This window comes from Acinetobacter sp. YH12129 (genome assembly GCF_013418685.1).
Lineage (GTDB): Bacteria > Pseudomonadota > Gammaproteobacteria > Pseudomonadales > Moraxellaceae > Acinetobacter > Acinetobacter amyesii.
In genome coordinates, this window is record NZ_VPBP01000040.1 from 1 (window position 1) to 25,037 (window position 25,037).

The 25,037-nt window shown below is 38.0% G+C and carries 20 protein-coding genes; 6 read left to right on the forward strand and 14 right to left on the reverse strand.

The genetic code is table 11. The features are described from left to right. Window positions 1–108: 108 nt before the first annotated feature. The 12 genes from FTU65_RS14485 to FTU65_RS14540 form a co-directional block, all read right to left on the reverse strand. Window positions 109–1,758 (reverse strand): long-chain-fatty-acid--CoA ligase, encoded by a 1,650-nt coding sequence (locus FTU65_RS14485; RefSeq protein ID WP_180005365.1) that lies wholly within the window; start codon window positions 1,756–1,758, stop codon window positions 109–111. Between the two features lie 405 nt (window positions 1,759–2,163). After that, window positions 2,164–2,910 carry an OmpA family protein gene (locus FTU65_RS14490; RefSeq protein WP_257222640.1) on the reverse strand — a complete coding sequence of 249 codons (747 nt, stop codon included), beginning with the start codon at window positions 2,908–2,910 and terminating at the stop codon, window positions 2,164–2,166. A gap of 20 nt (window positions 2,911–2,930) precedes the next feature. Continuing rightward, window positions 2,931–3,890: a type VI secretion system-associated protein TagF gene (gene tagF / locus FTU65_RS14495; RefSeq protein ID WP_180005367.1), complete on the reverse strand. Its 960-nt coding sequence runs from the start codon at window positions 3,888–3,890 to the stop codon at window positions 2,931–2,933. Between the two features lie 57 nt (window positions 3,891–3,947). Then, window positions 3,948–7,781 carry a type VI secretion system membrane subunit TssM gene (gene tssM / locus FTU65_RS14500; protein WP_180005368.1) on the reverse strand — a complete coding sequence of 1,278 codons (3,834 nt, stop codon included), beginning with the start codon at window positions 7,779–7,781 and terminating at the stop codon, window positions 3,948–3,950. A 28-nt stretch (window positions 7,782–7,809) separates the two neighbouring features. Next, window positions 7,810–9,255 carry a hypothetical protein gene (locus FTU65_RS14505; RefSeq protein WP_180065983.1) on the reverse strand — a complete coding sequence of 482 codons (1,446 nt, stop codon included), beginning with the start codon at window positions 9,253–9,255 and terminating at the stop codon, window positions 7,810–7,812. 2 nt (window positions 9,256–9,257) lie between these two features. Next, window positions 9,258–10,250, reverse strand: coding sequence for a type VI secretion system baseplate subunit TssG (tssG, locus tag FTU65_RS14510; protein WP_180005370.1), 993 nt, complete (start codon window positions 10,248–10,250; stop codon window positions 9,258–9,260). Then, the gene (tssF, locus tag FTU65_RS14515; protein WP_180005371.1) at window positions 10,214–12,022 is read right to left on the reverse strand and encodes a type VI secretion system baseplate subunit TssF; all 1,809 of its coding nucleotides are present in this window, start codon (window positions 12,020–12,022) and stop codon (window positions 10,214–10,216) included. The genes tssG and tssF overlap by 37 nt, the downstream gene beginning before the upstream one ends. A gap of 15 nt (window positions 12,023–12,037) precedes the next feature. Then, the gene (tssE, locus tag FTU65_RS14520) at window positions 12,038–12,514 is read right to left on the reverse strand and encodes a type VI secretion system baseplate subunit TssE (protein WP_078190770.1); all 477 of its coding nucleotides are present in this window, start codon (window positions 12,512–12,514) and stop codon (window positions 12,038–12,040) included. A gap of 70 nt (window positions 12,515–12,584) precedes the next feature. Continuing rightward, the gene (locus tag FTU65_RS14525) at window positions 12,585–13,088 is read right to left on the reverse strand and encodes a type VI secretion system tube protein Hcp (RefSeq protein WP_078190771.1); all 504 of its coding nucleotides are present in this window, start codon (window positions 13,086–13,088) and stop codon (window positions 12,585–12,587) included. Window positions 13,089–13,136: 48 nt separating this feature from the next. Continuing rightward, window positions 13,137–14,621 (reverse strand): type VI secretion system contractile sheath large subunit, encoded by a 1,485-nt coding sequence (gene tssC / locus FTU65_RS14530; protein WP_168379480.1) that lies wholly within the window; start codon window positions 14,619–14,621, stop codon window positions 13,137–13,139. Further along, window positions 14,614–15,117: a type VI secretion system contractile sheath small subunit gene (tssB, locus tag FTU65_RS14535; protein WP_078193364.1), complete on the reverse strand. Its 504-nt coding sequence runs from the start codon at window positions 15,115–15,117 to the stop codon at window positions 14,614–14,616. The genes tssC and tssB overlap by 8 nt, the downstream gene beginning before the upstream one ends. Before the next feature lie 15 nt (window positions 15,118–15,132). After that, entirely contained in the window at window positions 15,133–15,828 is a 696-nt protein-coding gene (locus tag FTU65_RS14540) for a hypothetical protein (RefSeq protein ID WP_180005372.1), read from the reverse strand. Window positions 15,829–16,200: 372 nt separating this feature from the next. Between FTU65_RS14540 and tssH the strand changes: the two genes are divergently transcribed. Genes tssH through FTU65_RS14570 form a run of 6 tightly spaced genes read left to right on the forward strand, consistent with a single transcriptional unit; the run spans window position 16,201 to window position 23,843 of the window. Further along, complete coding sequence (gene tssH / locus FTU65_RS14545; protein ID WP_180022647.1) at window positions 16,201–18,873, forward strand: type VI secretion system ATPase TssH; 2,673 nt, start codon at window positions 16,201–16,203, stop codon at window positions 18,871–18,873. A gap of 19 nt (window positions 18,874–18,892) precedes the next feature. After that, complete coding sequence (tssA, locus tag FTU65_RS14550; protein ID WP_180005374.1) at window positions 18,893–20,023, forward strand: type VI secretion system protein TssA; 1,131 nt, start codon at window positions 18,893–18,895, stop codon at window positions 20,021–20,023. 5 nt (window positions 20,024–20,028) lie between these two features. Then, the gene (gene tssK, locus FTU65_RS14555; RefSeq protein ID WP_180005375.1) at window positions 20,029–21,393 is read left to right on the forward strand and encodes a type VI secretion system baseplate subunit TssK; all 1,365 of its coding nucleotides are present in this window, start codon (window positions 20,029–20,031) and stop codon (window positions 21,391–21,393) included. Between the two features lie 9 nt (window positions 21,394–21,402). Next, window positions 21,403–22,206, forward strand: a complete 804-nt coding sequence (gene icmH / locus FTU65_RS14560) for a type IVB secretion system protein IcmH/DotU (RefSeq protein WP_111885479.1) — start codon at window positions 21,403–21,405, stop codon at window positions 22,204–22,206. Window positions 22,207–22,218: 12 nt separating this feature from the next. Then, complete coding sequence (locus FTU65_RS14565) at window positions 22,219–22,890, forward strand: hypothetical protein (RefSeq protein WP_180005376.1); 672 nt, start codon at window positions 22,219–22,221, stop codon at window positions 22,888–22,890. Further along, the gene (locus tag FTU65_RS14570; RefSeq protein WP_180065985.1) at window positions 22,887–23,843 is read left to right on the forward strand and encodes a M15 family metallopeptidase; all 957 of its coding nucleotides are present in this window, start codon (window positions 22,887–22,889) and stop codon (window positions 23,841–23,843) included. Before FTU65_RS14565 ends, FTU65_RS14570 begins: the two co-directional genes overlap by 4 nt. A gap of 45 nt (window positions 23,844–23,888) precedes the next feature. Here the strand turns inward: FTU65_RS14570 and FTU65_RS14575 are convergent, their stop codons facing one another. Further along, a complete protein-coding gene (locus tag FTU65_RS14575; protein WP_168379488.1) occupies window positions 23,889–24,650 on the reverse strand; it encodes an alpha/beta fold hydrolase in 762 nt (253 codons plus the stop codon). Window positions 24,651–24,803: 153 nt separating this feature from the next. Beyond that, window positions 24,804–25,037 (reverse strand): transposase (locus tag FTU65_RS14580; RefSeq protein ID WP_218949731.1); only part of this gene is annotated, 234 nt, incomplete at its 5' end.

Here is a 25,037-nt window from a genome sequence, read left to right on the forward strand (position 1 = left end):
GAGGATCAGAAAGCTTGTTTGAATCGATGTATTTCATCCGCAGATTATGCACGAATGCTAAGAAATCCGGAGTGCAAATATTAACCAAAAAGAAGATCGTTTTTTGATTTATGAAAGAGATCTATTAAGTTGGCTTTCTAGTAATACAGCACCAAATTGCTCACGCAGATCTTTTTTCAGCATTTTCCCTGTGCCACTCAATGGAATAGCATCCACGAAAATTACTTTATCAGGTACCTGCCATTTAGCAACTTTATCTGCATAATAATCCAAAATTTCTGTATCAGATAAATCAACATCTGGCTTTTTAATCGCAATTAATACAGGACGCTCATCCCATTTCGGATGAGTAGCTGCAATCACTGCTGCCATTGCAATTTTGGGATGTCCCATAGCTAAATTTTCTAACTCAACAGAAGAAATCCATTCACCGCCCGATTTGATCAAATCTTTTGAACGGTCACTAATTTTTAAGAAACCATCTTCGTTCAGGGTTGCAATATCCCCGGTATCAAACCAACCATCTGAGGTTAATGCAGATTCTGTTTTGCCAAAGTAATTGCCAATAATCCAATGCCCTTGGATCTGTAAATTACCCGTCGTTTCGCCATCACGTGCAACTTCGTGTGTACCGTTTTCTTCATCGGTAATACGTAAATCGACCCCAAATGGTGGACGACCTTGAGACAATCTTACTTGTAATTGTTCTTCTTCAGATAATAATAAATGTTTGGCTTTAAACTGGTTTGAAGAACCTAATGGACTGGTTTCAGTCATCCCCCAAGCATGAATCGTTTCACAGTTAAATTGTTCTTTAAAGACTTTCAACATCGCAGGTGGGCAAGCAGATCCACCCACCACATTTCGCACTAAACTTTGGAGCTGACTGCCCGCTTGCTGCGCAGCATTGATTAATCCCTGCCAAATTGTTGGAACACCTAATGCAACGGATACTTTATAGTCATCAATCATTTGTGTCAGGCTCGCACCATCTAAACCTGGGCCTGGCAGCACTAAAGTACATCCCACCATTGCCGCAGCATATGGCGTACCCCATGCATTGACATGGAACATCGGTACAACGGGCATCATAATATCTCTCGCTGAGATATTTAATGAATCCGGCATACAAATCGCATAACTGTGTAAGACTGTTGAACGATGACTATACAACACGCCTTTCGGATTGCCTGTGGTACCCGAGGTATAACATAACGAACTAGCCGATAATTCATCTAATTCTGGCCATGTATAGTCTGCAGATTGCCCCGCGATAAGTTCATCATAAAACTTCACATCGGGCACCGCTTCAACAATCGCTGCATCTGGTCCATCTAAACAAATAAAATGTTCAACAGATTTTAATAATGGTTTTACTGCTTTGATTAAAGGCAAAAAGGTTTTATCAAATAACATGACGCGGTCTGCGGCATCATTGATGATAAAAATTAATTGTTCAGGAAATAAACGTGGATTAATGGTGTGACATACATAACCACTACCTGAAATAGCGTACCAAGACTCTAAGTGACGATGGTTATTCCAAGCGATGGTCGCAACACGATCCCCTAAATTTAAACCGAGTGATGCAAGAACATTGGCAAATCGTTTTGAATTTTTATGGACTTCACCCCAAGTGGTTTTCGTAATCGTCGTGTCTGTATTTTTTGAAATTACTAAACTATCCGCATGATAGCGACCCGCATGTTCAATCATGCTACTAATCAAAAGCGGTTTAAACATCATATTACCAAGCATTCTTTGCTCCCACATTCATCCATATTGAGTTGTTGTTTTTCCGCACTGTCCTGCAGATTTTTTAAAACTTTGCGCCATGTCAAAAGTGATTATTCTTTAACGACAAGGTTGAAAGCAGTAGATATGAAACGCATATCCAAAACTGATTCTTATGTTTTAACCTTAATTGATTTTAGAATCCACTGTTTTATTGCTCAAAATATGAATGCTTTAGTGGTATAAAATGCAAAAATTAAAACTTTAGCCCTATTCAAAATATAGTCTTATTTAGTTATAACACTGCTGCTTTAAAAAATGTCGTTTTCAGTTATCAAATAATCGACTGAGTCAATTAGCATAAAAAAACCCAGTCTAGATACACTGGGTTCATTCGTTGCATTAGCCGTTGTAGTTAAGTTGAAATAGTTACAGTACTTCAAACTCAATACGACGGTTTTTCTTACGACCTTCAGGCGTAGCATTGTCTGCTACAGGCTTATTTGATCCCATCCCTTCAGTACTTAAGTTCGCCGCTGCAATATTTTTTGAAATCAGGTAGTTTTTAACTGCATTAGCACGATCTTGACTTAAACTTAAGTTTTTCTCAGGATTTCCTGAGCTGTCTGTGTGACCAATAATTCGTACTTTTTTCCCACCGACACGGTTCAATGCGACAACCATTTCATCTAAGATCTGTACCCCAGATGGCGCTAAAATGGCACTGCCCGATTCAAATTCAATAATACGATTACGTAAAGCCGCATCAATAATAGCCTGTTCAGCCTGATTGACAGAAAGCTGTGCATTGAAACGAAAAGGTGCTGTGACCAAAGACTGAAACTTGGTGGTCGTGGGTTGGATATCGTTTTGATTTGACATCTTTCCACTTAAATCGACTTGCGTTCCGCGTACAGAGAGTTTCCCCTGTTTTACTTTCTTTAAGTCATCATTAATCATCTGGCTTACGCTATTGCCCCAACCATTGGGTGCAGTAACCGCTCGAACCTGAATTTTATCAACCACATTTGCCTGACCATAGGTCAAATAGGCTTTATTTAATATTTCTTGCTTGGTTGCTTCATTCGGTACAGCTCCTTCAATCACAATAGGTTCTGCCCAGAGCAAAGCCGAACAGCCTAAAATGCACACACTCGCAAGAAATTTGGGCAACATTGGTAAGATTCTTTGCATCATTATTCTTCTATAAAAGTCTGTCTAAAAAGTTTAATGCCATGAATAAGGCTGATCTGACGCTCACTCAAAGACTGTTCCAAAACGGCTAAGCCTGCATTTTGTTCAAGATAAGGATCAATCCAACTGGCATCGATCAGGGAAACCCAATGATCACTTTGCATATTTTGGGTAAAAACATCACTGAGTGCAGTAATATCAGCACCTTGAAAACCAAATAGTAAAACAGGTGAATCACTGTGTAGGATGCCAATGAATAACTCAGCATCTTGGTTTTCGACAAAGCGACTAATCAAATTGACCCAAAAAGCCGCGATTTCATAGCAGTAACTAATATTATTGATCGGTAAGATCAACACTTTATTCAACCGAGACGTGCCCTGATGAATAATCGGTTGTAGCAGCAAACCGAGACCAATCATGCTTTGCGCCAACTGATAAGGCGTAAAATTCAATAAACGTGCAAATGAATGCAAAGTATGGTGCTCATAAAAAGAAGAGGTTTCTTCTGTTCCGAATACTTGGATTTCGTTATTCAGTTTGCCTAATTTATCGAGCAAAATATCGGGATCGCGAATAGAACGCATCACTCGGTTACGCTGATATAAGTCAATCAAAGTCTGTTTATAACGATATGGTGCATACAAAATATTATCGAAAGGATCATCGATTTCTAGCAGATGAGCGAGCACCATTGGAAATTGACGCTTTGAACTGTCTTCACTGCTAATCAAATTGGCAACCAAAAAACGCTTATCTTTTGGACTGGCAATAAAGAAATCTAATGAAGGCAGTGAGTTATACGCTGCATTAAAATTGTCTGAACGCATAGCGAACTCAAGCGCCTCCGTGATCCACTGATCGATTAACTGAATCAGTGAATATTGTTCACGGCTCTTTAAGAAGTCACCACGAGCTGGACATTTCCCATAATACAGCGGTGTCGTTCTCACTTCATACATCGTCACACTCCTTGCTCTTTTGCACGAATGCCACCGCTCTCATTTTTAAATTCATCATCATGGTGTTGCTGTTCCTTGTACAACACTCATCGGTGAAGTCGCTGGTGGCGCTACAGGTGCTTGTCCTGCTGGCATCGTTTGCGCTGCTACGACACGAACACCTTTATTCGTCACCACTTGATCAACAAGAGTCATACCTGAATAGCCTGAACCTGTAGTTGGGCCAGATGCGTTACCACTAATTAAACGGAAGTTCACTTTTACAAACACTTTTGGATTTTGTTTGCTACGCCACACCATTTCAAATGAATTACCATTTTGAGTACGCTGAGCGCCTTCAATCAATCGGTTAATACCATATTCACCCGGCTCATCAAAAATCGTATGCGTTTGACCTTCCAAGTCAATTGCAGTAATACGTGCACCCGGAATTGCCCCTTTATTTGGCCACACGAAGTTCACCCATTGCTGAACACCATTTTCATACACCATACGCTGACCATCAATATCAATGGTATATGAAAGCAACTGTGTATTTTCTAATGGGAAGAATTGGAAGTTCGATTGATTGGTTGCCGCAGGTGCTGCTTGACTCAATTCCCCTGTAGCAACGCCATTACTTGGCGCAACATAGCGTTGGAAATTCGCTACAAATTGTGGATTTAAACCAATGCCCAAATCTTTCCATGTTTTCGTGGTTAAGGTATAGCCACGACGAATCACCAATGGATCTAAATATTCTTTTACAAAGCGAGCGATACTTCCGTTTTCACCAAAAATTTGGCTAATTTCATTACTGGTCGCTTGTAAAGTAGCATTACTATTAAATGGATATTTAGGTGCAAGATTGGTTGTAAATGGTTGATACGCCTGCATTGCCCATAATTTATTAATTTCGTTTTGAGCTGGAATCAAAAGAACTTCAAATGACTGAGTCACCGGCTGCATAAAGAGTTTTTGAATCAACTGTTGATCTAATTCATTCAGACCCACAGACATTTTTTCATCCACAAATTTTTGCGTGCTATTAAAGACAGAGTTTTGATCATTGATGGTTTGTTTCACCAATGTCATGCTTGCAGGCCCCATATCACCGCCACTCTTCAAATCATTGAACTTACTACGTACTTGACTCAAAGACAGCATGTATTCATCTAAAATTGATTTGTTTTGCTGATCATCACGCTTACGAACTAGTTGATAGAACACATCAAACTCTTTTGCAATAACACCTTGACCGGCTTTTGAAGCAACTTGCTGTGCCTGCTGCGCATCATCACGGCTAAGAACTTTACGTTTAAACCAGGCAATAAAGCCTTTCTGAGGTGCAGCCAGTTCTGCTTGAACAATTGGATTATCCCAGCTGGTTTCTTTTGCAATACGGTCGACAACTTTACGAATTGGCGAATTTTCAGGTTCACCTAAAATATCGATAAAACGTGACTGCTGAGCGACATCTGCGCCTTTGCCATAATGCACAGCATTTAAAAATTTACGCCATTCAGCGATATATTCCTGTTTATAAAGTTCGGTTAACTGTTTACTGATCTGGTCTGGACTACCACTAAACGTCAGGTCATCAGAACGATTGGTATTGAGTACCCAATCTTGAGTATCCGTCGGATTATTCGCGGCTTGGTTAATCGCATCTTTTACATAATCATTCCAAGCTTGGTAAGTAAAGATACCTGGCAAGGCATAACTACCCAACATGCTGTTTTGGCCTGTTTCACCTAAAATTTGCTTCACAGTCACTGCAGGGAAACGTACCGAACCACGCATTTTAATTTCATTATAAACGCGGTCACGTGCAGGAATACCCATAGTAACAGCCGTTAATAATTGACGTGTTTGATCTACCAATAAAGGATCAGATTCCATTTGCGGGAACGCAGGATCAGCAGCTAAAGTCATCGCATAAGATAAAACTTGTTCGGCTTTTTGAATCATTTCCCCACGTGGCATTTGACCACGATTTGAATCTAACCATGAACGCCAGAAACGAGTAACTTGGTCACTCAAATGGCTCGATTCCATATATTTATGATTGCTCATCATCAAATACGCCTTCAGTGCATTGTAGGCATCCTGAGGATTGGTATCCGATGGTTCTAAATATGGCTGATTTGATTTCACCGCTTGAGTAATTTGTACATTGACGTGATTTTCTTTCAACGTCGATTCATTGGCTTTGACACGTTGTAAGTACTGCGCCATATTTTGCTGAGATGGTGCTAATACAATTTGTTGAATACCTCGTAAATACTCAACTTTGAGTTTTTCACGAATTTTATTCCCTTGGTATAAACCAAAGCTATATTTCAAAGGACGATCTTCATCAAAGTGATCGAGCTGCTGTAAATGCCCTTGTAATATCAGCAATGCATCCAATTGAGTCGAAAGCTCACTTCCGCTACGGCTTTCCATTTGCACAACTTTGTCTAAGTCAGCTTGAACTTCCGCCACGAGTTGTTGGTTATTACGATACGACCAAACCCATAACCCAAGCACCACAGCAACCAATAACAATGCAGCAATAAATGCCATAAAGCGCTGACGTTTACGTGCAGGATTGATATGTTGTTTAACTAGATTTTTATCTTTTAAAATGACGGTTGAAAAGAGTCCTTTTAAGAAATAACCATGGTCTTGCGAAACAGAATTCGTAGGAATGCCAAACTCACTATCCGTACTTTTCACCAAATGAAAGTCTTCAGCGATTTGCTCCGTCATTGGACTTTCAATCACACCTTCTTGCAACGCACTGGTGAAATAGAACCCACGGAATACCGGTTTAAACTGATAAGGGTTGTCTTGAAACAACGTACCAATAAAAGTTTTGAGCACTGGCTTTAAACTTTTAAACTCAAGTGGAAATGTCATTACACTTGGAGAAATATTTTGCGAATGACGACGACTCAAGTGCGTAGTACTGACGCTCTTCAAACCATCATATAAAATTGAATAATGCTTTTCGAACATCTCAACAGCATGTTCGGATGAGTCTGGATCATAAGGTAGTGTTGCACCCCAAACTTGATCAAATTCATCCTTATCATAACAATCAAAAAATTCTGTAAAGCCAGCAATCAAATCCATTTTTGAAAAAACGATATACACTGGCGCAAAAATTTCTAAACGTTCCGTCAAATCCTGTATACGTGCGCGTAAGTTTTTGGCTAATTTGATTGATTTTTCAGGACTTTGACTAACAAGCTCCGCCACAGAAACAATCACGATTAAACCGTTAATTGGTGCTTTAGAACGGTTTTTCTTGAGAATATTTAAGAAACCTAACCATTCTGAATGGTCTTCGGCATAAACAGAATATCGACCTGCGGTATCGAGTAAGACACCATCTGTAGAGAAAAACCAATCGCAGTTACGAGTACCACTTAGACCTGCCGACACCATTTTCTGATGAGTTTCTTCAAATGGAAATCTAAGACCAGAATTATAAATCGCTGAACTTTTACCCGCTGCTGGGTTACCAATCACCATGTACCAAGGTAATTCATATAGGGCTGCATTACCCTTTTTGTCGCCGAGTTTTGATTTACGGATAAGTTGAATCGAGTCTTTCATTTGCTGATTGATCAGCGCAAGTTCTTCTTTATTTTTTTGTTTACCGTATTCAGCTTCATTATCCTTGGCAATCGCCTCAGCAAGTTCCTCGCCTTGCTGTTTATGACGATAATGCTGTACTAATTCATATATACCCCACAGAATTAATCCGAGAATATAAACAGCAACCACAATATAAAAAGTCTTTTGCGGAATCGAATTATGCATGGCAACAATGGCCACAAAAAATGACAAAGCCACCATCGCTTTAGGATTGGTGACGTACTGCCAAACATAACCGAGGATCGTATAAAATAGTGTGTTCACAATGTTCTCAATTTCGTCTTAATTCTAATTAAACAGTTTCTTGTTCAAGTTCATCTTCTACTGAAAATGCTTGAATAAAAGCAAATGTCGATTCTTGGTCTGTGCTATAAATCATGGCAGTTAACTCTTCTGGCAAGTGCATACCCAACATGAATCCAAAAATTTTTGCCAATTGCTGGGTATTTCCAAGATTCTGTTTTGTATATAAAAAATGATAGGTTTCAATCGCTGTTTCATTAAATTTATACTGTAATTTTTTCACCACTTTCATATCCGTTGCATCATCTAACATCAATAAAAAGGGTTGTTCTTGATCATACTGATCTAAATTATTCAGTGCTTGAAGCTCTAAATGACGTTTCAACTCAGGCTCATGTGCCACCACTTGTAGCACTTTATTTGGAGTTAAACCTCGAACTTGAACGTCTGAAGCAGCCAAACACCAACTCGATGCAAATTCTGCAGCAATGTATTTTTCTTGTAACCACATCTTTTCATCAATCCATTCTTGATCGATTTCAGAGTCAGCATTGAGAATCAAACTGACTTCAAACTTTTGTTTTGAAATCATCTCTAAAATGCTTAACCATTCTGAATAAGCGACTTGAGTGCCGATAAAATGTGGCTCGATATGAATTTGTTCGGGAATGATCGAAAATCCGTCAGATAAATACTGCTGAATAATTTGAGCATAATCATCATTCCATTGATGAATCAAATTATCAGCAAGCAAAATATGGACATTTAAACGATTTAAACGTGAAACTTGCTGTGCATAGTTCGCCAAATGTTCTGAATGTTCATCTTGCGTATAATCTGGATCCACCCAACCCGGATGCATACGGTACTGATATGCCAATTCACTATCATAAAAGAGTGCTGATTGCTTCAGATGCTCTGCAATTAAAAATAGACTTTCAACGTGTTGCTCTAGTTGTTGCTGAATAAGTGACTGGATTCGTTTTTCACGCATGGTGATGGCACTATATTCATCATCTGCTTCTTCATTAGTGAGTTCATCTAAATCTTTGATTCGAAATGAAAGAACAGGCAAACCGTATGCATTAAATAACTTATCATCGAGTTCAGGACTTTTGAATTGTTGAATATCTTGGATAATTTGTTCGTTTTCACCAAAACTATGCCAAGCCGCTGAAGAATAAACATTTAAACGAAATTGCTGTACATCAATAGGCTTTGGTTTTGCTTGTTCAATGGCCTCAAGTTGTTGTTGCTCAGCTTGTTCTTCTGCACGTTTTTCAGCTTCAAGTTTTTTTTCTTTTTGATGTTGAATGCCCTTGTAAAGCAAATAAGGCGACAAAATAATTGCACATAAAGCTAAAGGAAGAAGTAAAAAGTATGTGACTAAATCGAAAGCTGTCGGGTCATAGCCTGTATCTCGCCAGTAAAAAATCACGAAAGCAGTACACAAAACAAAAAGCGTACTAAAGGTTCCAATTATTAATTTCAGCATTATTATAAATTCCCCATTAAGGCATAACAGGTTTCTGTATTATCGACCTGTTTATTCGGCTGTAAAAATGCTCCCTGAGCTAAACCAATTCCGCTCAAAGAATTTAAACACACCGGTTTTATTTCTTCTTTTTGTAAAATTAAGCGCACATCCACCATTAATGTTGGACTGCACCAAGTTTGAATCATTTGTTTTAATTTTAGGCTGCGTGCCTGATTCGGTAAAAATGTTAAATAATCTTCATGATTTAAAGGTCCAATCACGATTTCAATTTTTTCGTCAATCTGTTGAATCTTCTCACCACAAAAAGTATTCAGCCCCAATAAGCTTGGCTGAGATCCACCTAAACATGTTCTCTGATCTTCTTCAAATACAAAAGTTTCAGGGATAAATTCTCGAATATCAAATTTCTGCTTAAAGATACAATTCAGCATGGTTTTTAATGCATAAGCTGTATTGTTTTGCCCCTGCATTAAACCTGAGAATTCAGCAAAATAATCATCTAAATCTGGCTGATCATGCTGGCTACGGATATAACCATTTAATGCATGTAAAATATCAAGATAGTGATTATCCTGCTCGATTTCATAACGAATAGGTAAATGATAATTTAAACTGGCATCAACATAATGTGCTGTTAATTTATGATTAAACAGCCCTAAAAACTTTTGAGTTTCGTGTCGCTGATGTCGCCCGCTGAGCTTAATCTTATTGGTATAACTATAAGGTAATGCACCTTGAATACCCGTTAAACCTACCATTAAATTTGTCAGTTCAACTTTCTCATCGTTGAACTCTAAACTTTCAATTTCAGTGTTCGGGAAGTTCAGATTAAGTGAACTATTAAACTCAAAGTCATTTGCCCAGTGAACTTGAGCCGCTCCATAAGGTGCATGTCTTAACAAACGAGTGGCTTGAACAAACTCGTAGGCTTTCGGTTCTTGGAAAAGTCCGTCAATTACAGAGCTTTCTTGCCACCAACGTTCTGCACGCATTGGTATAACTCCTGTTGACTATTTGCATCAAAAACCGAGACATCGACAAAGCTGTTCATATTGACTTTTAAATTAAAGATATGGGCCAGCAATTGACTAAATATATATAGGCTATGTCCTCTAAATATATCCGCATCGATATCGAGCTGTACTTTTAAACCTCTGACAAATAATGGAAATGGTTTACTATCCACAAGTTTCTGCGTAGTAGAAAACTGAATCTTTTTTATGGAGTCGATAATAATTTGGTTTTCTTTTGATTTAGGTAAATTATACAATTCCAAAAGTTCTTTAATATGAGAGACCGCATCGCCTTTCATTAAAGACATATTATTCAAAGATAAATGTGAAATGACCCGCCACTGTTCTTGTTTATTTTGCTCAAAATAATACGGTAACGACGGTCGTTTGAGCATCAGAGCACGACGTGCCAAATTACTATCATTCAGTGTTAATGCATTCTGATCTTTATTATAACTTTCGTAAGGTAACTCACGATTACTACACAAAAGTTCAGTACTAATAAAATCGGACTGAGTACTATGCGGGTCTAAAGCACGAGATATGATTGAATAGTTTAATTCCTGATGTTTATTCTTCATCTGCTGCGGATTTAAACTATAAAAAAACTGGACTTTATCTTGATGATAATGACTCATTGCAAAAAAAGGCAGTACCGGATAATACACTTCATCTTGGTTACTTTTTTCACGCACCATATTCATTTTTAAAATGCTATAGGCCTGAAAATATTCAGGATGGTGCGCATCTGTCACCAATGGATATTCCATTCGCTTATGATTAATCTTTTGCGGCTCTGCTTGTTTATTGAAGAGATTAACGATTGGTGTAGCAAACAATTTAAAATTTGCAGCATTTAATTCAGAATAATTTCGAATTGCCGCTTGATCGTTTAAATTAAGCTTAAAGTGCATTTGAACATCAAATTCACTGTGTTCTAAACTTAAAAACTTAATGAAATCTAAATTTAGATTTAAAAAATTGAATTTTTCAGGAACACAAAAATATTCCATCAATAAACGATATGCATGATGCGTATGCTGATCGATAGGTAGAACACTTTGAACTTCATCAAAGCCCATAATTTCAAATGGATTGGCAATATCAAAAATGTGCTGCCCCACACGAATCGAAAAACTCGTAGTCGATTTAAAAATACTATCTAAAACCTGTAAAGGAAAATTAGAAATAGCGTCTAAAAATATCGGCAAAGTTTCATTTTTGAGTAAAGCGTGCTTATTCGAAAAAATTTCAAATCCTAAGCTCAATGTAGCATTTTGATTTAAATGCATATGTGCCGATGGATGAGTTTTGAAATTGAGCTGTTTTAATTGAATCGGTAATAAAGTGACTTCTTGTACCGTCTGATATTCACATTGAACACCACGCGTACTTTTGGCTTTTAGACTGGTCGCCTTTGGAATAACGTGTCGATCTGTTAATTGCTTAATTTTATTTATATCTTCGAAGCTCACCACAGAACATGCAGGAAATGGTTTTAAATATTGAGGAAACATCACCTCAAAAATTGAACGGGTAAAAACGTCATAACTATCTGCAAGTTTTTTATCAATCCGTGCAGAAATTAGAGAAAATGCTTGAATTAAACGCTCAATATGCGGGTCATCTATTTGTTCTTGGTTTAAAGACAAACGCTGGGCGATTTTGGGGTATTTACTGGCAAATTCACGGGACTGTTGTCCAAATTCCTGTAGTTGTTTTTCGTAATACGGTAACAGCTCTTCAATCACAGATAACCCACTTCATTAAGCTCTTGGAGAAATAACATATTGTTGTGTTGTTGGTTTTAATAAGGCATCAAAAATAACCGGTTCATATAAAGGATGAATATTTAAATATGCCTGAATACTTAAACATAGTGCCCCCATATTATGACCATCCATGAGCATTTCGACTCGAATCTGCTTTAAACGCGGCTCATGTGCAGCAATCGATTGTTCAATAGACTGGCAAATTTTGTCACGATCCGATGGATTTGCTGTCGATAAGCCCACAAAATCGATAATGCCAAATTGCAAAATAGACTTTTTTGCTAATGGAAAGTCATCAATCAGTTCATCTAATTTTGCCACACGACTATTGAGGAGATCCTCTAAATCGGAAGCAACAGATTCACGAAGTTCTTGCAAAGACAGACCTTGAGTCTGTTGAGCATCAGCTGGTAATAAGCGGTCAAATAATGTCGTTCTAAAACCATAAGGATAAAGCTGATCGAGATTCATATCTTCTTATAAATATTTAAAAAAATGAAAATAGAGGCTACCCAAGTTAGCCTCTATCTGAATCCATCTATTACGCTGCGTATGAAGCAGTGTTGTTAGATAATGACCACTTCTTAGTAACAGCACCTTTCGCAGTACCGTTAATATCTTGTTGGTTATATGTCCACTCTACTGCAGCATATTTCAAACCAAATGATTCGTGTGGAACACCTTCATCATTTACGGTTGGTGTCACACTAGAAACCAACACATGTTTCAGTTTGATTTGAAGATATTTAATGCGTTTGTCGCCATTCGCACGGTAAAAATCAATTTGAACTTCATCAAATGTATAACCTGCTGAACATGCTTCCCAAAGTTTAGGGCTTGTCGCATCTAAATCTTTAACAAAAACCATGTCAGAATGTTCTACACGTTCTGCGGTGTGACCACCCACACTGGAAGAAGTCGCAGATTTAGGTTGACGGATGTTATGCGTCCAAGAGTTTACTTCTAACCAACTCTTGTGCTCTGCATCACGAGATTCGCCGTCTACTTTGTACTTACCACGAAATTGAATGTATATATCTTTCATTGTTCTGAATACCTATTTATTTAAAGTTATTATAGTGTTGACCCAAAATTAATTTGAGGACTGAGGTAACTCGGTCACAAGTCGTAATGAAACAGACAACTCATCCAACTGGAAATGTGGTCTTAAGAAAACCACAGATTTGTAGTGACCAGGCAAAGCTGGATTTTCTACAACTTTTACAGAAGCTTCACGCAATGGATACTGAGCTTTAGCTTCTTGAGATGCACCATCATCAAGTAATACATATTGCGATAACCACTCATTTAAGAAGGTCTCAACATTACCTGCTGATGCAAAACTACCTACTTTGTCACGCATCATTGCTTTTAAATAATGTGCAATACGTGAAACTGCCATGATGTATTGGATCTGGCTAGACAATGCAGAGTTTGCATTAGCTGTATCGCTGTCATATTTTTTAGGTTTTTGCGTCGATTGCGCACCGAAAAATGCTGCATAATCAGTATTTTTGCAATGAACTAACGGAATAAAACCAAGATCACTCAGCTCTTTTTCACGACGGTCGGTAATGGCAATTTCAGTTGGGCATTTAAAGACCACTTCACCATCATTGGTTTTGAACGTATGGACAGGCAAGCCTTCAACTAAACCACCACCTTCTACACCACGAATCGCAGCACACCAGCCATGCATATCAAAAGCATTGGTTAAACGTGTACCAAAAGCATAAGCCGCGTTCATCCATAAATATTCATTGTGGTTTTCGCCGGAAACTTCTTCAACGAAGTTAAAGCCTTCAGTGGCAATGCCTTCTTTTGGATCATATGGCAAACGACCCAATACACGTGGCATTGTCAACGCAACATAACGTGCATCGTCACTTTCACGGAATGAACGCCATTGTACATATTCTGCTGTTTCAAAGATTTTAGATACATCACGCGGACGATCAATATCAGTAAAAGACTCTAGTCCCAACATATTCGGGCTAGCAGCCGAAATAAACGGTGCATGTGCAGCCGCCGCGACATGTGAAATTTGCTCAAGCAAATACATATCAGAAGGTGTACGGTCAAACTCAAAATCACCAATCAGTGTTGCATAAGGTGCACCACCGAATGATCCATATTCTTCTTCATAGATTTTTTTGAACAATGTGCTTTGGTCAAAATCGGTCGCACCTTGGAAATCTTTAATCAGCTCTTTTTTCGTCGTATTTAACATACGAATTTTTGTTAGAGAGTTTGAAGGCGTTTCTTGGCAGAAATAATACAAACCGCGCCATGTCGATTCAATTTTTTGAAATTCAGCATGGTGCATGATTTTACTTAACTGAGATGAAATCAACGCATCAATTTCAGCAATACGCTTATCAATTGATAAAGTCATATTGTCCGAAACGGTGATGGTACCTGCCATGACTTCTTTGGCAAGCTCACCGATCAGACTTTTTGCACGATCATGTTCTTGATCTGTACGCGCAATACGACTTTGTTCAACAATTGAATCTAAAAGCGAATATTCTTCAGTTGCTTCAAGGTTTGCAGCAGTTGCAGTATTAAAATTACTCATTTTCTGCCTCCACACTCAACTTACGAATTTGATCAGTGTTATGTAACACTTCATCCAGTAAATCTTCTAAGCGTTCATTATTTGAAATTTTATTACGCAAGTCAGACAGACGCTCACGCGCGGCAACTAACTTTTGTAATGGATCAACCTGTTGTACAACTTGCTCTGGAGTGAAATCGGCCATGCTCTTAAATGTAAGATCTACCGACATTTTTCCACCGTCTTCAGTCAAGGTATTCTCAACTTGAAAATTAGCACGTGGCGCTAAAGACTCCATTACCTCATCAATATTATCTAAATCAACATTAATGAATTTCTTGTCTTTTAATTTAGTTTTCTCTACTTCAGATGCCGCAGAGAAATCACCTAACACCCCTACAACGAATGGTAACTCTTTAATTTCTTTACCGTCGCCAACTTCAACATCGTAAGTCAATTGAACACGAGGAGGACGAATTCGTTGAAGTTTTTTCTGTACACTTTCACGTTTTGCCATGAGTGCTTTTCCTTGTTATTTATTCTTCAATGTATCGAAAGGTGAACCACCAGTAGCAGGTTTTTTCGCTGTAGCTTGCGGTTTTGCTGTCGTGGTGGTTTTCTTTTTACTTGCTGCTGTATTCGTTTGTTTAGGCTTCGTAGACGCTGTATTGGTTCGTTTTTTTGTAGGTATCGTCTGTTTAGATTTCACATTGCTCGAAGATTCAGTGCTTTTTTCACGAGCATCTGCTGCAGTAGACGTAGATTTATCAATCGTCGGCTGAATATAACGAATATTATCCGACAACACTTTGGCAGGAGAATAGGTCTGTTCATCTAGAGTACGATTTTCATTACTCCGCATATGATTCAGCGCATTATAAGAAATAGCGATACCTGCTAAAAAAGTGACATCAGTAAGTTCAGGCGACTGATAGTTCTTTTCTCGCAGCAGATTGACCGCTTGCAATGCTTTTAAATTGTAACCATTGGCTTGATATTTTTTGGCAATATCTACAAAAATTTCATTTTTTAAGTTCTCATTTTTCTTATTTTTTTTGTCACATAACTGATTATAAAAACCAATAATCTCTGGATCTGTATCACCTACTGCCAGTGGATAATTCTTTAAACAGGATTTTTTCACAGATGCCGCTTTATCTTTTGCAAAAACGGTTTGTGTTAAACTGGCTGCTAAAATTATAGGTAATAAAACACTAAATTTATTCAAAATTGCCTCTGTATTTCTACGTGCTAAAACTTAATTTATGTGGAGAAATCACCACTTATTTTCCCGTGGGTTTTCTCTTCATTTATCAAAATTAAAAATATGCTGCAGATTTAACAAAAAATAAGCACATAGAGTCAATACAAAAATGTGCCAAATACTTCAAAGTTTGTCGACTATTTGTTTTTTTTTGTTTCATTTTATAAAAAAATCTTTTTCCTTTTTTTATTTAGTCTGTATTATATCGCCTAAAGCAAGACACTAATAACATATAAGGTGTTGATTTTAAAGTTTTTATTTTTATAGCAAGAAAAAGAGATCACAGTCAAACTTGTAAAATTTCGTACTGTGGATTCTAAATTTGATGAGTTATTTATGAATAATTTAAAAGTTTTAATTACTAAACTTTCACCTCACGCCCGCATTTCACTTGAAAAGTCAGCCAATACATGTATTTCACAGCAAAATTATGAAATCGAAATTGAACATTTTTTACTCGAATTATTAACCTATAACAATAAAAATGACCTTCAAATACTCTTAGAAAAATACAAAGTTTCTGCAGATGGTTTGGCAGATGACCTCAAAGAAAGTATTGCTCAACTTCCAAAAGGAAATACGCGCACTCCTATTTTTGCCCAATCCATTGTGCGCTTACTTGAACAAGCTTGGTTATTAGCTTCTGCTGAACAAAATCCACAAATTCGTAGTGGTCATTTACTTGTTGCGCTCCTTACCGCGCCAGATTTATACCAAATTGCAGCAAGAGCTTCTTCTCTTTTCGATTTATTACCTATCGATACGATTAAACATAAATTTTTAGATCTTTGCCTAAAAAGCATTGAAAATGAAGATTTAGCAACAGCATCACTTGATGAAAAATCAGCAGTACAAACGAATGCAACTACGCCAGTTAAAACACCAGCTCTAGACCAATACACCATTAATCTTACTGAAAAAGCTAAAAATGGTGGCATTGATCCTGTGATTGGTCGTGAGTTTGAAATCCGCTTAATGCTCGATATTTTGATGCGTCGTCGTCAAAACAATCCGATTTTAACGGGTGAGCCTGGTGTTGGTAAAACGGCCGTTGTTGAAGGTCTGGCATTAAAAATTGCAACCAACCAAGTTCCAGATGCTTTAAAAAATGTCAGCATTCATACTTTAGATATGGGCTTACTACAAGCGGGTGCCAGTGTTAAAGGTGAATTCGAAAATCGCTTAAAACAAGTCATTCATGAAGTTCAAGCCTCTGCACATCCAATCATTTTATTTATTGATGAAGCACACACGTTGATTGGTGCGGGTGGTCAAGCAGGTCAAAATGATGCAGCAAACCTATTAAAACCGGCGCTTGCACGTGGTGAGTTAAGAACCATTGCCGCAACGACTTGGGCTGAATATAAGCAGTATTTTGAAAAAGATGCCGCATTGAGCCGACGCTTCCAAGTAATTCAGGTCGATGAACCGACTGAGGAAGTTGCAATTGACATGTTGCGTGCCATGATTCCCGTAATGGCAAAACATTTCAATTTACAAATTGACGATGAAGCTATTGTTACAGCAGTCCATGCATCACACCGTTATATCACTGGCCGTCAATTGCCTGATAAAGCGATTAGTGTCTTAGATACGGCTTCTGCACGTGTTGCATTAACGCAAAATGCACAACCTGTAAAATTGGATCAACTTCATGCTCAATTACATAATTTGAAGCTTGAATTGGCGATTCTTGAAAATGAACATAAGAATATTCCTATTCACCACGAACGCATTGAAAGTGTAAAAACACAAATATCCGCGCTTGAACAAGAGATTCAGTCGACAGAAACGCAGTGGAAAAAAGAACTCGAATTCGTTCAACAGATTAAAACGCTTGAACAAGAGTCCGAGCAAAAACCAGAAAATATTGAAACTTTAAGCAATATACGTAACCAATTGGCAACTTTACAAGGTCAAACGCCGCTTGTTTTTGAACGTGTAAATGCTCAAATTATTAATGAAATCATTTCAGACTGGACCGGTATCCCTGTTGGGAAAATGGTGAATGATGAAATTCAGCAAATTTTGAAGCTTGAAGCACAGTTAGAACAACGTGTGATGGGTCAAGATTATGCACTGCATCAACTGGTACAAGGCATTAAAACCTCTAAGGCAAAATTGGAAGATCCAAATAAACCTCAAGGCGTTTTCATGCTGGTTGGCCCAAGTGGTGTGGGTAAAACCGAAACTGCACTCGCGTTAGCAAACGAGTTATATGGTGGTGAGTCACATTTAATCACCATTAACATGTCTGAGTATCAAGAAGCACATACCGTCTCGTCTTTAAAAGGCGCTCCTCCGGGCTATGTCGGTTATGGCCAAGGCGGCGTATTAACCGAAGCAGTTCGCCGAAATCCATATAGTGTGGTTTTGCTCGATGAGATTGAAAAAGCACACAGCGATGTTCAAGAGCTATTCTACCAAGTATTCGATAAAGGTACTTTGGAAGATGGCGAAGGTCGTGTCATTGACTTTAAAAATACTACGATCTTATTGACTTCAAATGCAGGCTCAAGTGCCATTATGCAGGCCTGTTTAAATCAGCCAGTAGAAGAATGGCCGTCAGCAGAAGAACTTCTAGATGTATTAAAACCAGCTTTATATAAACAATTTAAGCCGGCATTTTTAGGTCGTATGCGTATCGTGCCGTATTTCCCATTGCACGATGATCTGCTCGTACGCATTATTCAGCATAAATTAGGCAAAATCACCGCGCGTATTGAAAAACAATATGGTACGCAAACACGCTATACCGATGATTTAGTCGAATTATTATTAAGTCGCTGTACTGAGGTCGATAGTGGTGCGCGTAATGTCGACAACATTTTAAATGCGACGGTCTTACCTGCTTTAGCCACTGAATTGTTGATGGCAATGAGTGAACAAAAGATTCCATCAGTCATTGAAATCGATGTCAAAGACGATGAAATTATTTATGTTTTAGATCCTAAAAGTAAACCTGCGAAAAAACGCAGCAGCAAAAAGACTAAAACCTTAGAAGCATAAGTTAGGAACGATGTAGAATATGAGTTTAGAGCTCGACGCTTTATTGCAACCGATTACGGACGATTTACCTTGCGGTAGTGATTTTTCATTTTCAAATGATTTTCATGCAATTAAAAAAGCTAAAACACAAGATGACCCGCTCTTGGATCAAGGCGACTGGATCGCAGAACCAAAACAGGCAGATTGGGGCTTTGTGCACCAAAAATCGTCAGATCTACTTCGCGAACATACAAAAGATATTCGCTTATATGGTTGGTTGCTTGAAGCGTGGACTCACATTCATGGTTTCGAAGGGATTGCCAAAGGGATTGAACTTACACAAAAAAGTTTGCAAGACTTTTGGCTACAACTTCATCCTGAAATTGAAGATGATGACCTTGATCAACGTCTAGGTTTATTACAAGGGATAATTAATCAAATCCCAACATTAATTAAATCAGTTTCAATCGTTCATGGCGCGGCAGCTTATTCCCTATCCGACTATGATCGACTACTTCATGTTCAAAACCAAAGACGTAAATCCAACCATGAAGATGATGATCAAGAAGAGTCTTTTAATGGTATGGAACAGTTTGAACATGCCTTGTTCAATACCTCAAAATCAATTCAATACCAGTATTACCAACAGTTTTTAGATATTTTAAACCATTGGGAAAACTTAAAAACGACTCTTGATGATTTGATGGGTTTAGATGCGCCAAGCTTTGCTGGCATTGACTCTCAAATCGAAATGATTCACTTGAGTTTAAAAAAAATCTATAAAGCAGATGCTTTTATCAATTCATCGAGCGCTGAACAGGTTCAATCAAATTCTCCAATTGAAAGCCAGACACTTTCCACTGTAACTTCCGTGCAGAATGATATGCAAATAATACAACAACAGCATACACAGCAGTTTAAACCTCAAGTGCAAAATCATCTTGAAAATCGTGAACAAGCCATGAAAGTCTTGCAAGATATTGCTGACTATTTTCAAGTGAATGAGCCGCATAGCCCTGTCAGTTATATGCTGCAAAAAACCATTAAATGGTCACAAATGCCTCTACATGAATGGTTAACTCATGTGATTAAGGAGGAAAACCCTCTTGAAGCTGTACAAGAAATGTTAGGTGTTCAGCAACAAAGTAATGAATCGAATAGCGACTGGTAAAAACAATGTTTAAAGCAGAAAAAATTTTATGGGGTGAAGGATTATTTTTACGCCCGCAACACTTTCAATTACAAGATGCTTATCATGAACAGCGTTTAAACCATACGGTTCGCGCAACAATACCGTTCGCTTATGGTATTCAAAGTTTAATTTTTGATGAATCACAACTCAGTACTAATATTTTGGCTTTGAATAAAGTCGAAATGATTTGGCAAGATGGCGAGATTTATCAAGCACCTGCACAAGATTTATTACCTGAGCCTATACTACTTGATTCATTAAATTTACGTGGTGAAATGCAAATTTATTTAGCATTACCGATCGTTCAACCGAATAAACGAAACGTCAATTTTGAAGAAAATACCCAATCGAGTCGCTATCATTCACATTTGACTGAAACTCATGATTTGTTTACAGATGCGACGGCTGCTGAAATTACTTTATTACACCGCCGTGCAGAGTTTAAAATCTTTGAATTAGGCCAAGAACCACAGCACAATCTTGATGGTTTTCTTTACATGCCTATTGGCCGAATTAAGCGCCAAAGTTCAGGTAATTTTGTTTTAGATTATCAATTCATTCCACCAATATTACATATTAGTTCGTGTGATTCGCTGATTACTGGGCTTAAACGAACGCTCAATATTATCAAAGCTAAAATTAAAACCATTCAATCGAATAATCGTGAAAACGAACAAAAGTTAATTGAATTCCGTTCAGGTGATATTGTGTCATTTTGGTTGGTTAATGCGCTGAATACTGCACATGCGACCTTAAATCATTTATTGCAATATCCACTGATTCATCCTGAACGTTTGTATTTTGAATTATTACGTCTGACAGGTTCTTTACTCACCTTCTCTACAGCTTATGATGTAGATCAACTCCCACAATATCAACATCATAATTTGCAAGAAAGTTTTGCTCAATTAGATGTGATTTTACGTGAGTTGCTCGATACGATTATTTCAAATCGATATATCAGTATTAACTTGAAAGAAACCCGTCAATCCTACTGGGTGGGCAGTCTTGAAAGTGACAAAATTACTCGCGATTCGCGCCTGTATTTAGCTGTTTCAAGTAGTGTAATGCCTACACATGACATTATTTCTTATGTACCACTGCGCTTTAAAGTCGGCAATACTGTCGATGTTGAACAGCGTGTCATGGCAGCATTACCGGCTGTTCCATTGCAACATATGATGCAAGTGCCAACAGCAATTCCGGTACGTTCAGGTGTGAGTTATTTTGAAGTTGAGCCAAATAATGATTTGTATCAACGTATGCTTGATTCTGAATCCATCTGCGTTTACATACCAGCTGGCTTCCAAGATATCTCGATTGAACTTATTGCAGTGATGAATGGTTAAGGAGCAATCATGAATATTTCAAATAATGCCCCTTCACTTTTTGACGATGGTCAAATTGGATTAGGCTCTTCAAAACCAAGTGCTGAACCGAAAATCAACAGTTCAACCAATTTAGTTGATCTACTGCATGATGGTTTTTACATCGTATTCTTACTCAAAAATCAATATGTTCCATCCAGCCCTGAAAGTTTCAGGACAAAAATTATGGATCTATTAAACCGATTTGAAAGCCAAGCCCGTAAGCTTCAATTCAGCAATGAAGATATCACGGACGCAAAATATGCCTATTGCGCTTTATTAGATGAAACCATTGTCACCCAACAAGATGCACGCTTTTTTGATTTACAAAACAATTGGATGATGAATCCATTGCAATTAAGTCTTTTTGGTTCACAGCTTGCGGGTTACCGCTTTTTTGAAAATTTAGAGCAAATTCGTTCTAAGAATAAAGATCGTTTAGCAGCACTTGAAGTTTATCATTACTGCATGCTCCTTGGTTTTCATGGTAAATACCGACTTGAATCGATTGAAATGCTCAATTCACTCGTTGCACGTGTCGGTGATGAAATTGATTATATGAAAGGTAAAAAGGCGTTTTCGCCTTTCGCGGCATTACCGGATCAAATTAAAAACATTATTCACCGTGAATTACCATTTTTTTGGATCATTATCTTTTGGGCTTTGTTTGCTGTATTAGCATTTGGTGGACTGAGATATATGTTATCTAGCCAAAATAATCAGGCGTTATCACAATATCAAAACGTCATAACTGCCCCATCGGAACAGGCTTATATCACCATTCATTTACCATAAGACTTAGACACCATGGCAAACGAAAAATCGAATAACGTTAGAATTTTACAGTCGACTCAAAAAAATAATTTACCGCCTTTAGCTCATGCTGCGATTGGCTTTCTTGTTGGTGCAGCGGTGATTATTGTTGTTGGCCTGGGATATTTTTATCTAAATTCTGACGATCAGCCTACAAATGCAGAAATGACTACTTCTGCCCCAACTGAAGATAAAGTTGAAACTGAGGCATCCGCTGTACCTCGTCAAAACGAAAATGAGCAAGCTTCAGCTGAAAAAGCGCAGCAAACCGTTCATGCAACTGAAGAAAAAGATCCGGATAATGACTTATATTCGAATGATTTAGCTACTGCTTTCAATCATGGTAACACGGCTAAGGCAACTCAGCCTGTTCAAGCTGTGGCGAATAACCGTTCACCTTTTGAAATTACCCAACCGCAGCGCCCTGTTGTAGCTGCTACAACAACCGTTAAATCACATATTCCAAATACTATAGCGAAACCAAAAGCTTCGCCAACAACGGCCAAGGTGACCAAGCCTACAGAGCCATCTACGAAAGTAGTGAAAGAAGATGAGCACTTCGAAGAACCGATGGGCGGAACGCAAATTTCTGAAACCAAACGTCCAAAAGTGGTTGCTGCAACAAGCACTGCCAATGCGACTGTGAGCGCTACAGTTTCTCCATGATCATTTTTTTGGTTAGTTGTTTCTTTGTCTTAGCACTGGTGACAGTGCTTTGCTTTTCTTATGAGCTAAGAATTAAAGTTCAAGATTTTTTCTTTCAAATCATTCCACAAAGTAAAAAAAGAATTCAACACGCCAAAAATTTTGCTTATGAACTGAACTATGCTGCAGCACCACAACAGATTCAATCACACTGGCATTTACAACAATGGTGGATTTTATTTGCAGGCTTTTTACTGTTTGCCAGTATTTTATTATTTGCTTTTACTCGCCCGATTACTGCAAGTAAAGTAGAAGCAGATTATTTACGCAAAGTCGATCCTCAAATTTACTCGATGCTCGATGGGCAAGTTTTAGATGCCCCTCCTGAAGTCGAAGAATATCTTGTTCAAGAAGCAATTGCAGAAGAAGCTGCAATGATTGAGCAGCCATCTGTTATGGCCTCAAGCTTTAATCCAGAAGTTCAAGATATCCATAAGCATTCATACTCTACGGATGTGCCTTCAGCAGATCGTAAATGGCATAAAATGAACCCTCGTTATAAGCAGCGTTTATTGATGGTGTTCAAAATCATGCGTGAACAACATGGCTATGAAATGATTTTGCTTGAAGGTTATCGTAGTCCAGAACGTCAAAATAATTTAGCCACCAATAAAAATACCACTCGTGCCCGTGGCTTCCAAAGTTATCATCAGTTTGGTTTAGCAGCCGATGTCGCCTTTAAACGCAATGGAAAAGTGGTCATTACTGAACGAGACCCTTGGGCTATGCGTGGTTATCAACTTTACGGTCAAGCCGCTGAGTCTGTCGGTTTAACATGGGGCGGACGCTGGAAATCCATTCAAGATTATGGCCATACAGAATATCGTATGCCAGGCCTGAAAAAAACTGCAGAGATGGCGGCACTACTCACCTCTGAAGGTCAGCTTCAAGCCAATAATATTTCAATTGAGTAATATTTCGATGTTGTGCCTTCAAAATATAATTGAAGGCACATTGTATTATTCTAGATAATTTTGTATTTGCTCTATTACTTCAGTTGTTTTTTCTGCATGTAACCAATGGCCTGCGCCTTCTATCTCTACAATTTTCGCATTTGGAAATTGTTGTTCTATCGTATTGGTATGTTCCACTTTTGAAATATAAGGTGACTCTCCACCTTTGATGAACAATACAGGCTGTTGCCAAGTATTTTCAATATTTTCCCAACCAATAATCTGGTCATATTGTTTATACAACGCATCTACATTAAACAACCATTGTCCTTTGCTAAAAGACTTGAGCAGAAACTGTATCACCATATCGAAATGAATATACTCACGCATAATTTCAACCGCTTGTTGTCTAGATTGAATTTGTGCATTTTGTACAGCGATCAAAGCTTTAAATATTTCATCATGATGACGTTCTTGATATGCAAAGGGCGCGATATCCAGTACAACAAGTTGCACTACCCGCTCTGAGATTAAAGCCAATTGCATTGCGACCTTTCCTCCCATGGAATGGCCAATCACTGAAAACTTATCGATGCCAATTACATCTAATGTCTCAAGTACATCGTTTGCCATTTCACGATAATTCATTTCTGTACTTTGAGGTGATTTACCATGATTTCGTAAATCGAGCTGAATCACTGAATGTGAATTTTGAAAAGCTCTGGCAAGCATCCCTAAGTTGCTCAGGCTGCCAAATAAACCGTGAATAAAGACTAGTGGATGCGTTTCGCCTTCTAATTTTTGATGATATTCGTAATTTAGGATCATTTCTGAATACTATGTTAAATTGACATTATGATGCCTAGTTGATGGAATGAAATCAAATGACCGTTAAAATTTATTAATCACACTTAGGCTATTTTATGTAACAACTATTTAATTTGCTTAGGCTATTTAATAAAATGAAATAGCGAGCTATAGCTAAATACCAAATAAATCATTACAGTAATCTTTAAATAATTTATCAATATCTTTAACTCTAAACTTAGTTCGAATCGCCTTGACTCGTGACCACATATTTTCTATTAGATTTAAATCTGGACTATATTTAGGAAGCCACACAATGTAATGGCCTGCACAACGTATCAACTCCTGAAGTCTTTTCCCTTTGTGAAAGGTCGCATTGTCCATAATCAAAACACTGCTTTCTTTCAA

Bases quoted from the DNA above. Each gene is read 5' to 3' on its own strand.
- tssH (WP_180022647.1), top strand. From the start codon at position 16,201: ATGAATAATTTAAAAGTTTTAATTACTAAACTTTCACCTCACGCCCGC.
- tssE (WP_078190770.1), bottom strand. From the start codon at position 12,514: ATGAATCTCGATCAGCTTTATCCTTATGGTTTTAGAACGACATTATTT.
- tssK (WP_180005375.1), top strand. From the start codon at position 20,029: ATGTTTAAAGCAGAAAAAATTTTATGGGGTGAAGGATTATTTTTACGC.
- FTU65_RS14485 (WP_180005365.1), bottom strand. From the start codon at position 1,758: ATGCTTGGTAATATGATGTTTAAACCGCTTTTGATTAGTAGCATGATT.
- FTU65_RS14575 (WP_168379488.1), bottom strand. From the start codon at position 24,650: ATGATCCTAAATTACGAATATCATCAAAAATTAGAAGGCGAAACGCAT.
- tssC (WP_168379480.1), bottom strand. From the start codon at position 14,621: ATGAGTAATTTTAATACTGCAACTGCTGCAAACCTTGAAGCAACTGAA.
- icmH (WP_111885479.1), top strand. From the start codon at position 21,403: ATGAATATTTCAAATAATGCCCCTTCACTTTTTGACGATGGTCAAATT.
- FTU65_RS14525 (WP_078190771.1), bottom strand. From the start codon at position 13,088: ATGAAAGATATATACATTCAATTTCGTGGTAAGTACAAAGTAGACGGC.
- tssB (WP_078193364.1), bottom strand. From the start codon at position 15,117: ATGGCAAAACGTGAAAGTGTACAGAAAAAACTTCAACGAATTCGTCCT.
- FTU65_RS14565 (WP_180005376.1), top strand. From the start codon at position 22,219: ATGGCAAACGAAAAATCGAATAACGTTAGAATTTTACAGTCGACTCAA.
- FTU65_RS14570 (WP_180065985.1), top strand. From the start codon at position 22,887: ATGATCATTTTTTTGGTTAGTTGTTTCTTTGTCTTAGCACTGGTGACA.
- tssA (WP_180005374.1), top strand. From the start codon at position 18,893: ATGAGTTTAGAGCTCGACGCTTTATTGCAACCGATTACGGACGATTTA.
- FTU65_RS14505 (WP_180065983.1), bottom strand. From the start codon at position 9,255: ATGCTGAAATTAATAATTGGAACCTTTAGTACGCTTTTTGTTTTGTGT.
- tagF (WP_180005367.1), bottom strand. From the start codon at position 3,890: ATGTATGAAGTGAGAACGACACCGCTGTATTATGGGAAATGTCCAGCT.
- tssG (WP_180005370.1), bottom strand. From the start codon at position 10,250: ATGCGTGCAGAACGTTGGTGGCAAGAAAGCTCTGTAATTGACGGACTT.
- FTU65_RS14490 (WP_257222640.1), bottom strand. From the start codon at position 2,910: ATGTTGCCCAAATTTCTTGCGAGTGTGTGCATTTTAGGCTGTTCGGCT.